Origin of the sequence: Pseudomonas sp. GL-RE-26 (genome assembly GCF_019956275.1) — a bacterium.
In the GTDB taxonomy this organism is placed as follows: Bacteria; Pseudomonadota; Gammaproteobacteria; order Pseudomonadales; family Pseudomonadaceae; genus Aquipseudomonas; species Aquipseudomonas grandcourensis.
Genome location: NZ_JAHBDI010000008.1, coordinates 118,104 through 132,984, shown reverse-complemented (window position 1 = coordinate 132,984; position 14,881 = coordinate 118,104). Strand labels below are relative to the sequence as shown.

The window sequence follows — 14,881 nt, the reverse complement described above, 5'->3', positions numbered from 1 at the left end:
GCGGGGGGCGGTCATGGCGGTGGTCGATTCGGGTATGGCTAAAAGTGGCGGGCATTGTCCCACATCTGTGGGGCAACACTGATCAAATGTGGGATCTGCATTGGATGCAGGAAAGTGACAGGCATAAAAAAGGGAGGCCGCATGGGCCTCCCTCATTTATTGCGATTTACCGTTACAGGCTGGCAATCCGCGCATGCTGCTCGGCCAGCTTGCCCAGGGCCTGTTCGGCCTCGGCCAGTTTGGCGCGTTCTTTCTCGATGACTTCGGCTGGGGCCTTGTCAACGAAGCCGGCGTTGGACAGCTTGCCGCCGACACGTTGCACTTCACCTTGCAGACGCTGGATTTCCTTGTCCAGACGCGCCAGTTCCGCACCTTTGTCGATCAGGCCGGCCATTGGTACCAGTACTTCCATCTCGCCGACCAGTGCGGTAGCGGACAGCGGTGCTTCTTCGCCAGCAACCAGCACGGTGATCGATTCGAGGCGCGCCAGCTTCTTCAGCAGGGCTTCGTTCTCGGTCAGGCGACGCTGATCCTCGGCGCTGGCGTTCTTCAGGAACAGCGGCAGCGGTTTGCCCGGGCCGATGTTCATTTCGCCACGGATGTTGCGAGTGCCGAGCATCAGGCCCTTGAGCCATTCGATGTCATCTTCGGCGGCCTGATCGATGCGTGTTTCGTTGGCCACTGGCCAAGGTTGCAGCATGATCGTCTTGCCATCGATGCCGGCCAGCGGCGCGATGCGCTGCCAGATTTCTTCGGTGATGAACGGCATGAACGGATGCGCCAGGCGCAGGGCGACTTCCAGCACGCGCACCAGGGTGCGACGGGTGCCGCGCTGGCGTTCGACCGGTGCGTTTTCGTCCCACAGCACAGGCTTGGACAGTTCCAGGTACCAGTCGCAATACTGGTTCCAGATGAACTCGTACAAGGCTTGTGCGGCCAGGTCGAAACGGAACTGGTCGAGTTGGCGGGTCACTTCGGCTTCGGTGCGTTGCAGCTGCGAAATGATCCAGCGATCGGCCAGGGACAGTTCATAGGCTTCGCCGTTCTGGCCGCAGTCTTCGCCCTTGTCCAGCACGTAGCGCGCCGCGTTCCAGATCTTGTTGCAGAAGTTGCGATAGCCTTCGACGCGGCCCATGTCGAACTTGATGTCGCGACCGGTGGACGCCAGCGAGCAGAAGGTGAAGCGCAGGGCGTCAGTGCCGTAGCTGGCGATGCCTTCGGCGAACTCGTCGCGGGTCTGCTTCTCGATCTTCTTCGCCAGTTTCGGCTGCATCATGCCGGAGGTGCGTTTCTGCACCAGGGCTTCGAGTTCGATGCCGTCGATGATGTCCAGCGGGTCCAGGACGTTGCCCTTGGACTTGGACATCTTCTGGCCCTGGCCGTCACGCACCAGGCCGTGCACGTACACGGTCTTGAACGGAACCTGCGGCGTGCCGTCTTCGTTTTTCACCAAATGCATGGTGAGCATGATCATCCGGGCAACCCAGAAGAAAATGATGTCGAAGCCAGTCACCAGGACGTCGGTGGAGTGGAATTTCTTCAGGAACTCGGTTTTTTCCGGCCAGCCGAGGGTGGAGAAGGTCCACAGGCCCGAGCTGAACCAGGTGTCGAGAACGTCGTTGTCCTGTTGCAGCGCAACGTCCGGGCCGAGGTTGTGCTTGGCCCGCACTTCGGCTTCGTCGCGACCGACGTAGACCTTGCCCGACTCGTCGTACCAGGCCGGAATCCGGTGGCCCCACCACAGCTGACGGCTGATGCACCAGTCCTGGATGTCGCGCATCCACGAGAAGTACATGTTTTCGTACTGTTTCGGCACGAACTGGATACGGCCGTCTTCAACGGCGGCAATCGCAGGTTCGGCCAAAGGCTTGGTGGACACGTACCACTGGTCGGTCAGCCAAGGCTCGATGACGGTGCCGGAGCGGTCGCCTTTCGGCACTTTCAGGGCGTGATCGTCAACGCTGACCAGCAGGCCGGCAGCGTCGAACGCGGCTACGATCTGCTTGCGCGCTTCGAAGCGGTCGAGACCGGCGTATTCGGCCGGGATCTTGCCGTCGATGGTTTCGTTCAGTGTGCCGTCGAGGTTGAACACCTGGCACGCTGGAAGAACGGCAGCGTTCTTGTCGAAGATGTTCAGCAGCGGCAGGTTGTGACGCTTGCCGACTTCATAGTCGTTGAAGTCGTGGGCCGGGGTGATTTTCACGCAACCGGTGCCGAATTCTGGGTCGCAGTAATCGTCGGCGATGATCGGGATGCGGCGGCCAACCAGTGGCAGCTCGACAAATTTGCCGATCAGGGCTTTGTAGCGTTCATCGTTCGGGTTAACGGCCACGGCGGAGTCGCCGAGCATGGTTTCCGGGCGAGTGGTCGCGACGATCAGGAAATCGTTGCCTTCAGCAGTCTTGGCGCCGTCGGCCAGCGGGTATTTCAGGTTCCACAGGAAACCTTTCTCGTCGTGGTTCTCCACTTCGAGGTCGGAAATCGCCGTGTGCAGCTTGGTGTCCCAGTTGACCAGGCGCTTGCCGCGATAGATCAGGCCGTCTTCGTGCAAACGGACGAACGCTTCCTTTACGGCTTCCGAGAGGCCGTCGTCCATGGTGAAGCGCTCGCGGCTCCAATCTACGGATGAACCGAGGCGACGGATCTGACGGCTGATGTTGCCACCGGACTCATCCTTCCACTCCCAGACTTTCTCGAGGAATTTCTCGCGGCCCAGGTCATGGCGGCTCTGGCCCTTGGCTTCGAGCTGACGCTCTACCAGCATCTGCGTGGCGATACCAGCGTGGTCGGTACCCGGCTGCCACAGGGTGTTGCGACCCTGCATGCGGCGGAAACGGATCAGGGCGTCCATGATCGCGTTGTTGAAGCCGTGACCCATGTGCAGGCTGCCGGTGACGTTCGGCGGCGGGATCATGATGGTGTAGGACTCGCCCGCGCCTTGCGGGGCGAAGTAATTCTCTGACTCCCAGGTGTTGTACCAGGAAGTTTCAATGGCGTGCGGCTGGTAGGTCTTATCCATGCGCGGCGGGACCCTATTGGCATTTATTCAGGAAAAGCCGGGAAGTATAGCGGGGATGAGCCGATGCGCGTAGAGCGAGGTGACAATGGGTGGGGGAAAGTTGTGGTTTTTCAGGGGGGGTGTTTTGTCTGCAATGACGCCATTGCGGGAAAGCCACGCTCCCATAGGATCAATGTCGATCACAAAATAGTGGTTCGACAAAAGACCTGTGGGAGCGAGCCTGCTCGCGATGACTATCTGTCAGACAACCTGATTCAGGTCGTTATGCCGCGTTTCCTTCAGGCACAGCACCGCAATCAAACTCAGCACCGCCGCTCCGGACACGTAACCGCCGACATAGCTCAACCCGCCCATCGCCACCAGTTTCTGGGCGAAGAACGGCGCCGCGGAAGCACCCACGATACCGCCCAGGTTGTAGGCCGCCGAGGCGCCGGTGTAGCGCACGTGGGTGGGGAACAGCTCCGGCAGCAGCGCACCCATCGGCGCAAACGTCACGCCCATCAGAAACAGTTCGATGCACAGGAACAACGCCACACCCCAGGTCGAGCCTTGGGTCAACAGCGGCTCCATGAGGAAGCCGGACAGGATCGCCAGTACACCGCCGATGATCAGCACCGGTTTGCGTCCGTAACGGTCGCTGGCCCAGGCCGACAGCGGGGTGGCGGCAGCCATGAACAGCACCGCGAAGCACAGCAGGGCGAGGAAGGTTTCGCGGCTGTAGCCGAGTGTTGCCACACCGTAACTCAGGGAAAACACGGTGGAGATGTAAAACAGCGCGTAGCACACGACCATCGCCCCGGCGCCCAGCAATACGGGCGCCCAGTATTGGCCAAACAGCTCGAACAGGGGGATCTTCACTCGTTCCTGACGCGCCATGGCGTTGGCGAATACCGGGGTCTCATGCAGCTTGAGGCGCACGTAAAGGCCGACCATCACCAGTGCGGCGCTGAGCAGAAACGGAATACGCCAGCCCCATGAGCGGAACTGTTCATCGTCCAGCACCACGGCCAGGGTCAGGAACAGGCCGTTGGCCGCCAGAAAGCCGATGGATGGACCCAGCTGCGGGAACATGCCGAACCACGCGCGTTTGCCTTTCGGCGCGTTCTCCGTGGCCAGCAATGCCGCGCCACCCCATTCACCGCCCAAACCAAGGCCTTGGCCGAAGCGCAGGACGCAAAGCAGGATCGGTGCCCAGGCGCCAATGCTGTCGTATCCCGGCAGCACGCCGATCAGCGTGGTGCACACACCCATCAGCAGCAGCGAGGCGACCAGGGTCGACTTGCGGCCGATACGGTCGCCGAAGTGACCGAAAAGGGCCGAACCCAAGGGGCGCGCAAGGAAGGCGATGCCGAACGTGAGAAACGCCGAAAGCATCTGGGCGGTACCGGATGTCTGCGGAAAGAACACCGGGCCGATCACCAGCGCGGCGGCGGTGGCATAGACGTAGAAGTCGTAGAACTCGATGGCGGTCCCGATGAAGCTCGCGGTGGCCACGCGGGTGGCGGAGTTCGTTGGTTGCGTGGGTGTGGAGTCGCTGTAAGTCGTGCTGGTCGTCATGCGGTTATCCCTGACAGTCATGTGCTCCAGTGGAGCGAATTATTATGGTCGAGAACCCAGGGATGTGGGTGGAGGAACGGTCGCTGTTCAAGGTAGGAACAGTCGTCGGTTTGTTGCGGACTTTGCTGGTGGACAGGCCGGAAGCTGCGAAGTGCGGGGTAAGCACGGGGCCGGCAAGGCTTGGGTAAGCGCTTCGATTATAGGAAGGTGGCTAACGATCGAGCAAGAGTGCTTGCGAGGACATTGTGGCGAGGGGGCTTGCCCCCGTTCGGCTGCGAAGCAGTCGTAAAGTCGGCAGCCACGGTGTACCAGATGAAAAGTAGTTGTATGGTTTAGCACTGCTTCGCAGCGCAACGGGGGCAAGCCCCCTCGCCACAGGGATTTGCGCCAGGCGTTAGATAACCACAGGCATCGAGCTGGTCTGCCAGATCAGCACCCGCGTGACACGGTTGTCCTCGGTCTCGAGAATTTCCAGGCGATACCGGCCGATCTTCAGGCACACCGCGCTTTCAGGAATGGTTTCCAGCGCCTCGGTGACCAGGCCGTTCAGGGTTTTCGGGCCATCGCTGGGCAGGTGCCAGCCGAGGCTCTTGTTCAGCTCGCGAATGGACGCGGCACCGTCGATCACCAGGCGCCCGTCGGCTTGCGGATGAATGTGCGGATTGTCCAGGCTCTGCTGGCTTTCGAACTCGCCGACGATTTCTTCGAGAATGTCTTCCAGGGTGACGATGCCCAGCACTTCACCGTATTCGTCGACCACCATGCCCAGGCGCCGCTGCTGCTTGTGGAAGTTGAGCAGTTGCAGCTGCAACGGCGTACTTTCCGGCACGAAGTACGGCTCGTGGCTGGCCGCCAGCAAGGCTTCCCTGGTCAGGCTCGCATCGGGCAGCAAGTGAAGGATGTGCCGGGTGTTGAGGACAGCTTCGACCTGGTTGATATCACTGTGGAACACCGGCAGGCGAGTACGTCTGTTGTGGCGCAATTGTTCGATGATTTCTTCGATGGAGTCATCGAGATTGATGCCATCCACGTCGCTGCGCGGTACCAGGATGTCATTGACGGTGATGTTGTCCAGCGCATGGATGCCTGGCAGCGGGTGAGGGCGGCTTACGGTTTCGGAGGGCGCATGCCGCTCCGTCAGCGTTTCGTCCTCACTCTGTTGCACCACTTTGGCTTTGCGGGCGAATGGCCGCGTCAGCAACTGACTGATGCTGCTGAGCAGCCATGCCGCGGGATAGATGATTTTCAGCGGCACCCGCAGCAGGTTGTTGCCCTGGGCCAGGATCGCATCCGGATAGCGAGCGGCGAGGGTGCGTGGCAAATAGTCGGAAAACACCAGCAAAATGGCGCCCGCCCCGAGGCAGGCGACCCACGGGCCGTTCTCGGCCCAGGTGAACATGGCCAGCAAGGTGCTGATGACCACCACCAGTGCACGGCACAGGGTGTTGCAAAAAATCAGGCTGGCCAGGGGAAAGCTGAGTTTCGCCACCGGTTTGTCGCTGGAACGCGTTGCGGTGCGCTGGGCCAGCAAATGCTGGTGCGCCGCTTCGATGGCGGTAAACAGCCCCGACCATAAAACCAGCAGGGTCACTACCGCGAGCATCGGCCCTATGGGCAAGTCGTCCATTAATGCCGCCCGTCAGATATGCAGGATGTATTCACGAACCAGCTTGCTGCCGAAATACGCCAGCATCAACAGGCAAAAACCGGCCAGGGTCCAGCGAATGGCTTTGTGCCCGCGCCAGCCGAGGCGATTGCGTCCCCACAGCAGCACGCTGAAAACGACCCAGGCCAGGCAGGCCAGCAGGGTTTTGTGCACCAGATGCTGGGCGAACAGGTTCTCGACGAACAGCCAGCCGGAAATCAGCGATAGCGACAACAGCGTCCAGCCGGCCCAGAGGAAACCGAACAGCAGGCTTTCCATGGTTTGCAGCGGCGGGAAGTTCTTGATCAGCCCGGACGGGTGCTTGTGCTTGAGCTGGTGGTCTTGAATCAGCAGCAGCAAGGACTGGAACACCGCGATGGTGAACATGCCGTAGGCCAGAATCGAAAGCAGGATGTGGGCGAGGATGCCCGGCTCCTCATCGATGACCTGTACCGTGCCGGCGGGGGCAAAGTGCGCCAGCAACACGGTCAGGGCCCCAAGCGGGAAAAGCAGGACCAGCAGGTTCTCCACCGGAATCCGCGAGCAGGCCAGCAGGGTTAGTGCGATGACTGCCACGGCAATCAGGCTGGCGGCACTGAAGAAGTCCAGGGCCAGGCCGGTCGGGGTCAGCAGGTGGGTGAGCAGGCTGACGCTGTGGGCCAATACGGCGAGCACGCCGAGCATGACCAGCAGGCGTTTGTTGACCTTGGCGCCGGACGCCAGGCGAGTGCCCTGGTAAATGGTCGCAGCGGCATACAAGCAGGCGGCGGCGAGGGTAGTTAGCAAGCTGGGTGACAAGGGGAGCATAAATCCTGTTAGGCAAGCCCGAAAGTCGCTGAGTTTGGCATAGAACCCCCGCCACACGAAAGACCGCGCAACCTGACAGCGAGGTGTCCGCCGGCCACAGTCTTCGCTATAATCCGCGACCTGCCCACGCCGCAGGCTCGCCGAGCACACGTTTAGTCCGGTCCGGGCCGCCATTATCCCGGTCTACACAGGGCCTGAAAGGATCGCGCAATGTTTGAAAACTTAACCGACCGTCTCTCGCAGACGCTGCGCCATGTCACCGGCAAGGCAAAGCTGACTGAAGACAACATCAAAGACACCCTGCGTGAAGTGCGTATGGCGTTGCTTGAAGCCGACGTCGCCCTGCCGGTGGTCAAGGACTTCGTCAATTCGGTCAAGGAACGCGCCGTAGGCACCGAGGTGTCGCGCAGCCTGACGCCGGGCCAGGCCTTCGTGAAGATCGTCCAGGCCGAACTCGAAAGCCTGATGGGCGCGGCCAACGAAGATTTGAACCTGAGCGCCGTGCCGCCAGCGGTCATTTTGATGGCCGGTTTGCAGGGCGCGGGTAAAACCACCACCGCCGGCAAACTCGCGCGCTTCCTTAAAGAGCGCAAGAAGAAGTCCGTCATGGTCGTGTCCGCCGACGTTTATCGTCCAGCGGCGATCAAACAGCTGGAAATGCTTGCCGGTGAAGTCGGCGTTACCTTCTTCCCGTCCGACCTGAGCCAGAAGCCGGTCGAGATCGCGCAAGCGGCTATTAAAGAGGCAAAACTCAAATTCATCGACGTGGTCATCGTCGATACCGCCGGTCGCCTGCACATCGATGAAGAGATGATGGGCGAGATCATGGCACTGCATGCCGCGATCAACCCGGTAGAAACCCTGTTCGTGGTCGACGCCATGACCGGCCAGGACGCCGCCAACACGGCCAAGGCCTTCGGCGATGCATTGCCGCTGACCGGTGTGATCCTGACCAAGGTCGACGGCGACGCCCGTGGCGGTGCCGCGCTGTCGGTGCGAGCCATTACCGGCAAGCCGATCAAGTTCATCGGTATGGGCGAGAAGAGCGAAGCGCTCGATCCGTTCCACCCTGAGCGTATCGCCTCGCGCATCCTCGGCATGGGCGACGTGCTCAGCCTGATCGAGCAGGCGGAAGCGACCCTCGACAAGGACAAGGCCGACAAACTGGCCAAGAAGCTGAAGAAGGGCAAGGGCTTCGACCTCGAAGACTTCCGCGACCAGCTGCAACAGATGAAAAACATGGGCGGCCTCGGCGGGCTCATGGACAAGCTGCCGAACATGGGTGGCGTGAACCTGGCGCAAATGGGCAATGCCCAAGGCGCGGCAGAGAAGCAATTCAAACAGATGGAAGCCATCATCAACTCCATGACCCCGGCCGAGCGCCGCGACCCTGAGATGATCAGCGGTTCGCGCAAGCGCCGGATCGCCATGGGCTCCGGCACCCAGGTGCAGGACATCGGCCGCTTGATCAAGCAGCACAAGCAGATGCAGAAGATGATGAAGAAGTTCTCCGCGAAAGGCGGAATGGCCAAGATGATGCGCGGCATGGGTGGAATGCTACCCGGCGGCGGCATGCCGAAAATATAGTGTCCTTTCACGCCAATACTGCTCAATTTTGGCGGCGTCTGGTGCCCTCATGCGGCGTTGCCGCTCCTCGCCATAGCGGGCTATGACTCGTCGCGGCGCCTTGCCTGAGGGCACCAGTCACTCGCCAAAATGTGAGCGTATTGGCGAGAAAGGACACACGAATCTGCGCCGGTCGTCGCACCGGCGCTAACCCACACGGACGTGGGATACACAGCAAACCCGCACTTGGCGGGAGCTGACCGGCCGTTTTCAACGACGGCTCTATAGCAAATCTGCATGGCGGCCGATAGACCGCCGGAAAAAGTCATTTGCAAAAGTCCGGATATTCCTTAGAATATGCGGCCTTTCGGGCACCCATGCCCGCTGTGCCTTTAGATTTGCAGCACCGACTACAGGAACGATGTTCACATGCTAACAATCCGTCTTGCCCTTGGCGGCTCCAAAAAGCGCCCGTTTTACCACTTGACCGTAACCGACAGCCGCAACCCGCGCGACGGTTCGCACAAGGAACAGGTTGGCTACTTCAACCCTGTTGCCCGTGGTCAGGAAGTTCGTCTGTCCGTGAACCAAGAGCGCGTAGCCTACTGGCTGAGCGTTGGTGCACAACCTTCTGAGCGCGTTGCTCAGTTGTTGAAGGAATCTGCTAAGGCTGCGGCCTGAGCAATATGAACGCGACGCCTGCCATTGCTGATGATTTGATCGTTATCGGCAAGATTTATTCTGTTCACGGCGTTCGCGGCGAAGTGAAGGTGTACTCCTTTACTGATCCGATTAAAAACCTGCTGGACTACAAAACCTGGACGCTCAAGCGTGACGGTAATGTAAAGCAGGTAGAGCTGGTCAGCGGACGCGGGAACGACAAGTTCCTGGTCGCAAAGCTCAAGGATCTCGATGATCGCGAAGAAGCTCGTCTTCTGGCCGGTTATGAGATCTGCGTGCCGCGCAACCTGTTCCCTGAACTCACCGACGGCGAGTACTACTGGTACCAGCTGGAAGGTCTCAAGGTCATCGACACCCTCGGACAACTGTTCGGGAAAATCGATCACCTGCTGGAGACCGGCTCGAACGATGTCATGGTGGTCAAGCCTTGCGCTGGCAGCCTGGATGATCGCGAACGCCTGTTGCCCTATACGGAGCAATGCGTGTTGGCCATCGACCTGGCCGCGGGCGAGATGAAGGTGGATTGGGACGCGGATTTCTAAGCGTGGCTAACTTGCGCGTAGAAGTGATCAGTCTGTTTCCCGAGATGTTTTCCGCCATCAGCGAGTACGGCATCACCAGTCGGGCGGTGAAACAGGGGCTCTTGCAGCTCACCTGTTGGAATCCGCGAGACTACACGACGGATCGACATCACACTGTGGACGATCGCCCGTTTGGCGGTGGTCCGGGCATGGTGATGAAGATCAAGCCCCTGGAAGATGCTCTGGTTCAGGCCAAGGCAGCAGCCGGGGAGGCGGCGAAGGTAATTTACCTGTCCCCCCAAGGCCGTCAACTGACTCAGTCGGCGGTACGTGAGTTGGCGAATCTGGATGCATTGATCCTGATTGCCGGCCGCTATGAAGGCATTGACGAGCGTTTTATTGATGCTCATGTCGATGAAGAGTGGTCGATTGGCGACTATGTACTGTCTGGCGGCGAGCTGCCGGCGATGGTCCTGATCGATGCGGTTACACGACTGCTGCCTGGAGCTTTAGGGCATGCGGACTCCGCCGAGGAAGATTCCTTTACGGATGGTTTGCTGGATTGCCCGCACTACACCCGACCGGAGGTGTATGCGGATCAGCGTGTTCCCGACGTATTGCTAAGTGGCAATCACGCGCACATCCGGCGTTGGCGTTTACAGCAGTCCCTTGGTCGGACCTTTGAACGACGCGCCGATCTTCTGGAAAGCCGCTCGCTTTCTGGAGAAGAGAAGAAGCTGCTCGAGGAATACATCCGCGAGCGGGACGATAGTTAACAACGTATCGATGGTAGATCCGACGATTTACCTTAGGAGCACAGCATGACTAACAAAATCATCCTTGCACTCGAAGCAGAGCAGATGACCAAAGAGATCCCTACCTTTGCCCCGGGCGACACCATTGTCGTTCAGGTGAAAGTGAAGGAAGGCGACCGTTCGCGTCTGCAAGCGTTCGAAGGTGTTGTTATCGCCAAGCGTAACCGCGGCGTAAACAGTGCATTCACCGTTCGTAAAATCTCCAACGGTGTTGGCGTAGAGCGTACTTTCCAGACCTACTCCCCGCAAATCGACAGCATGGCTGTCAAGCGTCGCGGTGACGTACGTAAAGCCAAGCTGTACTACCTGCGTGACCTGTCGGGTAAAGCAGCTCGCATCAAGGAAAAACTGGCTTAAGTCCAGCTTCCGATGCAAAAAAAGCAGCCTGCGGGCTGCTTTTTTGTTGCCTGCGATTTACCCCACCCTGTAGGAGCTGGTAAGCCAGCTCCTACAGGGCGGATCGTTCTGTCAGGCGCTGCTCGTCTCCGGCTGAATCAACGCCAACAACGTCCACCCCGCCGCGGGCTTGATCGTGCTTGCCGGCGTTACCACGTGCACCCAACCGCTGTCGTCGCGCACGAACAGCAGGGTCGCACGCTCGCCATGCAGCGCGCGGTAATCGTCCCAACTGAAACCGTCCGTCAACGTTGTGCTGTACAGCTCTGAGCCCTGGCTCAATTGGCTGGCGAGCTTGGCGTAGGTCAGCGCTTCGCTGCCCAGTTGATTGCCGCGATGTTCCAGGCTGGTACGGTGCTTGTCGGTGCGGCGGCTTTCCTGGCCGCTGGCCAGGCCGAACATGCGTTGATGGCCCAGTTCATGACGAAACCGCATCAGCGCCAGGGTGTTCATCTCGCCGGAGGGTGACAGCGCCAGCAAATGCCCGAGGCCGACCAGGTCCAGATGCGCATCGGCATGTTGCGACGCTGGGTTGCCAAAATAGGTCGGCAAGCCTTCCATCCGCGCTGCACGAATGTTTTCCCAGCTCGAATCCGTCAACAGTACGCGACTGCCCAGCTGTTGCAGTGCCTTACCCAGCGTGCGCGCAGGTCCGTTGGCGCCGATGATCAGGAAACCGCTCGGTGCCGGTTCCGCCACCTTCAGCAGGCGTGCCAGCGGTCGTGCCGTCGCGCTTTGCAACACCACCGTGCCGATGATCACCGCAAAGGTGAGCGGCACCAGCAGCAACGCTCCCTGATGACCGGCGTCATGCAGGCGAATGGCGAAGATGGCCGACACCGCCGCTGCCACGATGCCCCTTGGGGCAATCCATGCCAGCAACGCTCGCTCGCGCCAACCCAGGCTGGAGCCCGCCGTGCTCAGCAGCACATTCAAAGGGCGGGCGATGAACTGAATTACCAGCAGCAAAATCAGCACCAGAGGCCCAAGGCCGATCATGGCGTTCAGGTCCAGCCGGGCCGCCAGCAGAATGAACAGGCCGGAGATCAGCAGCACGCTGAGGTTCTCCTTGAAGTGCAGGATGTGCCGCACGTCCACGCCTTTCATGTTGGCCAGCCACATGCCCATCAAGGTCACGGCCAGCAACCCGGATTCGTTGGTGACTTCGTTGGAGCCAATGAAAATACTCAGGACTGCCGCGAGCGCTGCCAGGTTGTGCAGGTATTCCGGCAGCCACTGACGGCGAATCAGTGTACCGAGCAACCAGCCACCAAAAACACCGAACAGGCTGCCGCACAGAATCACGCCACCGAAGGTCAGCAGGCTTTCCTCGAGGCCGTTACCTTTGGAGCTGGCGATGATGAAGCTATAGACGACCACCGCCAGCAGGGCACCGATGGGGTCGATGGCAATGCCTTCCCAGCGCAGGATGTTGGCAATCGACGCTTTCGGGCGCACGACGCGCAGCATCGGTACGATCACGGTCGGCCCGGTCACCAGGGTCAGGCTGCCGAACAGGATGGCCAGCATCCAGTCGAAATCCAGCAGCCAGTGAGTGGCGACAGCAATGACCACCCAGGTGGAGAGGGCGCCAATGGTGACCAAGCGATGGACGACGCTGCCGATTTCGCGCCATTCGGACAGATGCAGAGTCAGGCTGCCTTCGAACAGGATCAGCGCCACTGCCAGGGACACCAGCGGCATCAACAGTGGTCCGAACATCTCCTGAGGGTCGAGCAAATGCAGCACGGGGCCGGCCAGGATGCCGGTCAGCAGCAGGAATAGAATCGCCGGCAATTTCAAACGCCAGGCCAGCCATTGGCAAAGCAGCGCCGCCGCGCCTATCCCGCCAAATGCCAATAAAATCTGCTGCTCGCTCATTGCTGCTCCCTGTTCCTTGAAATCGCGGCCTATGAAAGACTAGCGGCCGTTTCCATGTCCAATTTTAATTTTGTGCGCAGTCCCAAGGCTGCGTGATTCGAGTGCCCATGCCTGCCATCGATCACCCGCTGATAGACCAATTCCTCGATGCCTTGTGGCTGGAGAAAGGCCTTTCCGATAACACCCGCGATGCCTATCGCAGTGACCTGACGCTGTTCAACGGCTGGTTACAGGACAAAGGACTGGAGCTGGTCAATGCCGGTCGCGAGTTGATACTCGACCACTTGGCCTGGCGCCTGGAGCAAAACTACAAGCCACGTTCCACTGCGCGATTTCTCTCGGGTGTGCGTGGCTTTTATCGGTACCTGCTGCGGGAAAAGATGATCTCGGTCGATCCGACATTGCGCGTTGATATGCCGCAACTCGGCAGGCCGCTGCCAAAGTCCTTGTCCGAGGCGGATGTGGAAGCCTTGCTGAAGGCGCCTGATTTGAGCGAGGCCATCGGCCAGCGCGACCGGGCCATGCTTGAAGTGCTGTATGCCTGCGGCTTGCGGGTGACCGAACTGATCAGCCTCACCCTGGAACAAGTCAATTTGCGTCAAGGCGTGTTGCGGGTAATGGGCAAGGGTAGCAAGGAGCGGCTGGTGCCGATGGGCGAGGAGGCGATTGTCTGGGTCGAGCGCTACATGCGTGATGCCCGCGGCGAGCTGCTGGGCGGACGTCCCAGCGACGTGTTGTTCCCAAGTCTGCGTGGCGAGCAGATGACCCGCCAGACCTTCTGGCACCGGATCAAACACCAGGCCAAGGTGGCCGGGATCGGCAAGTCGCTGTCGCCGCACACCTTGCGCCATGCCTTCGCCACGCACCTGCTCAACCACGGCGCAGACCTGAGGGTGGTGCAGATGCTGCTGGGGCACAGCGATTTGTCGACGACGCAGATCTACACCCATGTTGCCCGGGCGCGGTTGCAGGATTTGCATGCCAAACATCATCCGCGGGGATAACCGAAAAACCTGTGGGAGCGAGCTTGCTCGCGATAGCGGCCTGACAGTCGATACATGTTCTGGATGTGATGCCGTCATCGCGAGCAGGCTCGCTCCCACAGGGGATTGTGTCGCCACAAATGTCTTGCATCAGGTGCATTCGGCCATGTGGACCTTATGTGATAGGCTGGGCCGGTTTGCACGATGGGCGGTTATGACCCGGTGTTTCGGCACGGGCGTTCTGATCGTCCCATATGTTCGCCTTCAGGAGTTCTCATGCGTCTGACCCAGATTTTCGCCGCCGCAGCCATTGCGTTGGTCAGCACCTTTGCCGTCGCCGATGACGCGGCCGACAAAGCCATTCGTAAAAGCCTGGAAAACCTCCAGCTCGAAGTGCCGGTAGAGAGCATCACCGCCAGCCCGTTGCCAGGCCTGTATGAAGTCAAGCTCAAGGGCAGCCGCGTGCTGTACGCCAGCGCCGATGGCCAGTACGTGGTCCAGGGCTACCTGTTCGATCTCAAGGACGGCAAGCCGGTCAACCTGACCGAGAAGACCGAGCGCCTGGGCATCTCCAAGCTGATCAACGACATCCCGGTTGCCGAAACCGTTGTCTACCCGGCCATTGGCGAAACCAAGTCGCACATCACCGTATTCACCGACACCACCTGCCCGTACTGCCACAAGCTGCACGCCGAAGTGCCTGAGCTGAACAAGCGCGGCATCGAAGTGCGCTACGTCGCGTTCCCGCGCCAGGGCCTGGGCTCGCCGGGTGACGAGCAACTGCAAGCGGTGTGGTGCTCGAAAGACAAGAAAACGGCCATGGACAAAATGGTCGACGGCAAGGAAATCAAGGCCGCCAAGTGCGATAACCCGGTTTCCAAACAGTTCGCACTCGGCCAGTCGATCGGCGTGAACGGCACACCGGCCATCGTTTTGGCCGACGGTCAGGTCATTCCGGGCTACCAGCCTGCGCCACAAGTCGCCAAACTGGCGCTGGGCGCGAAGTAAAT

12 protein-coding genes are annotated in these 14,881 nt (G+C 60.1%); 7 read left to right on the top strand and 5 right to left on the bottom strand.

Annotation, left to right across the window (positions count from 1 at the left end; all coding sequences use genetic code 11):
- Positions 1-172: 172 nt before the first annotated feature.
- The 4 genes from KGB07_RS06195 to KGB07_RS06180 form a co-directional block, all read right to left on the bottom strand.
- A complete protein-coding gene (locus KGB07_RS06195) occupies positions 173-3,019 on the bottom strand; it encodes a valine--tRNA ligase (RefSeq protein ID WP_046041986.1) in 2,847 nt (948 codons plus the stop codon).
- A 240-nt stretch (positions 3,020-3,259) separates the two neighbouring features.
- Positions 3,260-4,576: an MFS transporter gene (locus tag KGB07_RS06190; protein ID WP_046041987.1), complete on the bottom strand. Its 1,317-nt coding sequence runs from the start codon at positions 4,574-4,576 to the stop codon at positions 3,260-3,262.
- 394 nt (positions 4,577-4,970) lie between these two features.
- Complete coding sequence (locus KGB07_RS06185) at positions 4,971-6,203, bottom strand: transporter associated domain-containing protein (RefSeq protein WP_046041988.1); 1,233 nt, start codon at positions 6,201-6,203, stop codon at positions 4,971-4,973.
- 12 nt (positions 6,204-6,215) lie between these two features.
- The gene (locus KGB07_RS06180) at positions 6,216-7,028 is read right to left on the bottom strand and encodes an inner membrane protein YpjD (RefSeq protein ID WP_046041989.1); all 813 of its coding nucleotides are present in this window, start codon (positions 7,026-7,028) and stop codon (positions 6,216-6,218) included.
- 210 nt (positions 7,029-7,238) lie between these two features.
- Between KGB07_RS06180 and ffh the strand changes: the two genes are divergently transcribed.
- The 5 genes from ffh (at position 7,239) to rplS (ending at position 10,968) form a co-directional block, all read left to right on the top strand.
- Positions 7,239-8,615: a signal recognition particle protein gene (gene ffh, locus KGB07_RS06175; protein ID WP_223464912.1), complete on the top strand. Its 1,377-nt coding sequence runs from the start codon at positions 7,239-7,241 to the stop codon at positions 8,613-8,615.
- A 408-nt stretch (positions 8,616-9,023) separates the two neighbouring features.
- Entirely contained in the window at positions 9,024-9,275 is a 252-nt protein-coding gene (gene rpsP / locus KGB07_RS06170; RefSeq protein WP_007972721.1) for a 30S ribosomal protein S16, read from the top strand.
- A gap of 5 nt (positions 9,276-9,280) precedes the next feature.
- Positions 9,281-9,817: a ribosome maturation factor RimM gene (rimM, locus tag KGB07_RS06165; protein ID WP_046041991.1), complete on the top strand. Its 537-nt coding sequence runs from the start codon at positions 9,281-9,283 to the stop codon at positions 9,815-9,817.
- 2 nt (positions 9,818-9,819) lie between these two features.
- Entirely contained in the window at positions 9,820-10,572 is a 753-nt protein-coding gene (gene trmD, locus KGB07_RS06160; protein ID WP_007897583.1) for a tRNA (guanosine(37)-N1)-methyltransferase TrmD, read from the top strand.
- A 45-nt stretch (positions 10,573-10,617) separates the two neighbouring features.
- A complete protein-coding gene (gene rplS, locus KGB07_RS06155; protein ID WP_003175895.1) occupies positions 10,618-10,968 on the top strand; it encodes a 50S ribosomal protein L19 in 351 nt (116 codons plus the stop codon).
- A gap of 111 nt (positions 10,969-11,079) precedes the next feature.
- Here the strand turns inward: rplS and KGB07_RS06150 are convergent, their stop codons facing one another.
- Positions 11,080-12,888 carry a cation:proton antiporter gene (locus KGB07_RS06150; protein WP_046041992.1) on the bottom strand — a complete coding sequence of 603 codons (1,809 nt, stop codon included), beginning with the start codon at positions 12,886-12,888 and terminating at the stop codon, positions 11,080-11,082.
- A 107-nt stretch (positions 12,889-12,995) separates the two neighbouring features.
- On the opposite strand from KGB07_RS06150, the gene xerD reads away from it, so the two are divergent.
- On the top strand, positions 12,996-13,892 hold the full coding sequence (xerD, locus tag KGB07_RS06145; RefSeq protein ID WP_046041993.1) for a site-specific tyrosine recombinase XerD: 897 nt from the start codon (positions 12,996-12,998) through the stop codon (positions 13,890-13,892).
- Between the two features lie 255 nt (positions 13,893-14,147).
- Positions 14,148-14,879, top strand: coding sequence for a bifunctional protein-disulfide isomerase/oxidoreductase DsbC (dsbC, locus tag KGB07_RS06140; protein ID WP_223464911.1), 732 nt, complete (start codon positions 14,148-14,150; stop codon positions 14,877-14,879).
- Positions 14,880-14,881 lie beyond the last annotated feature (2 nt).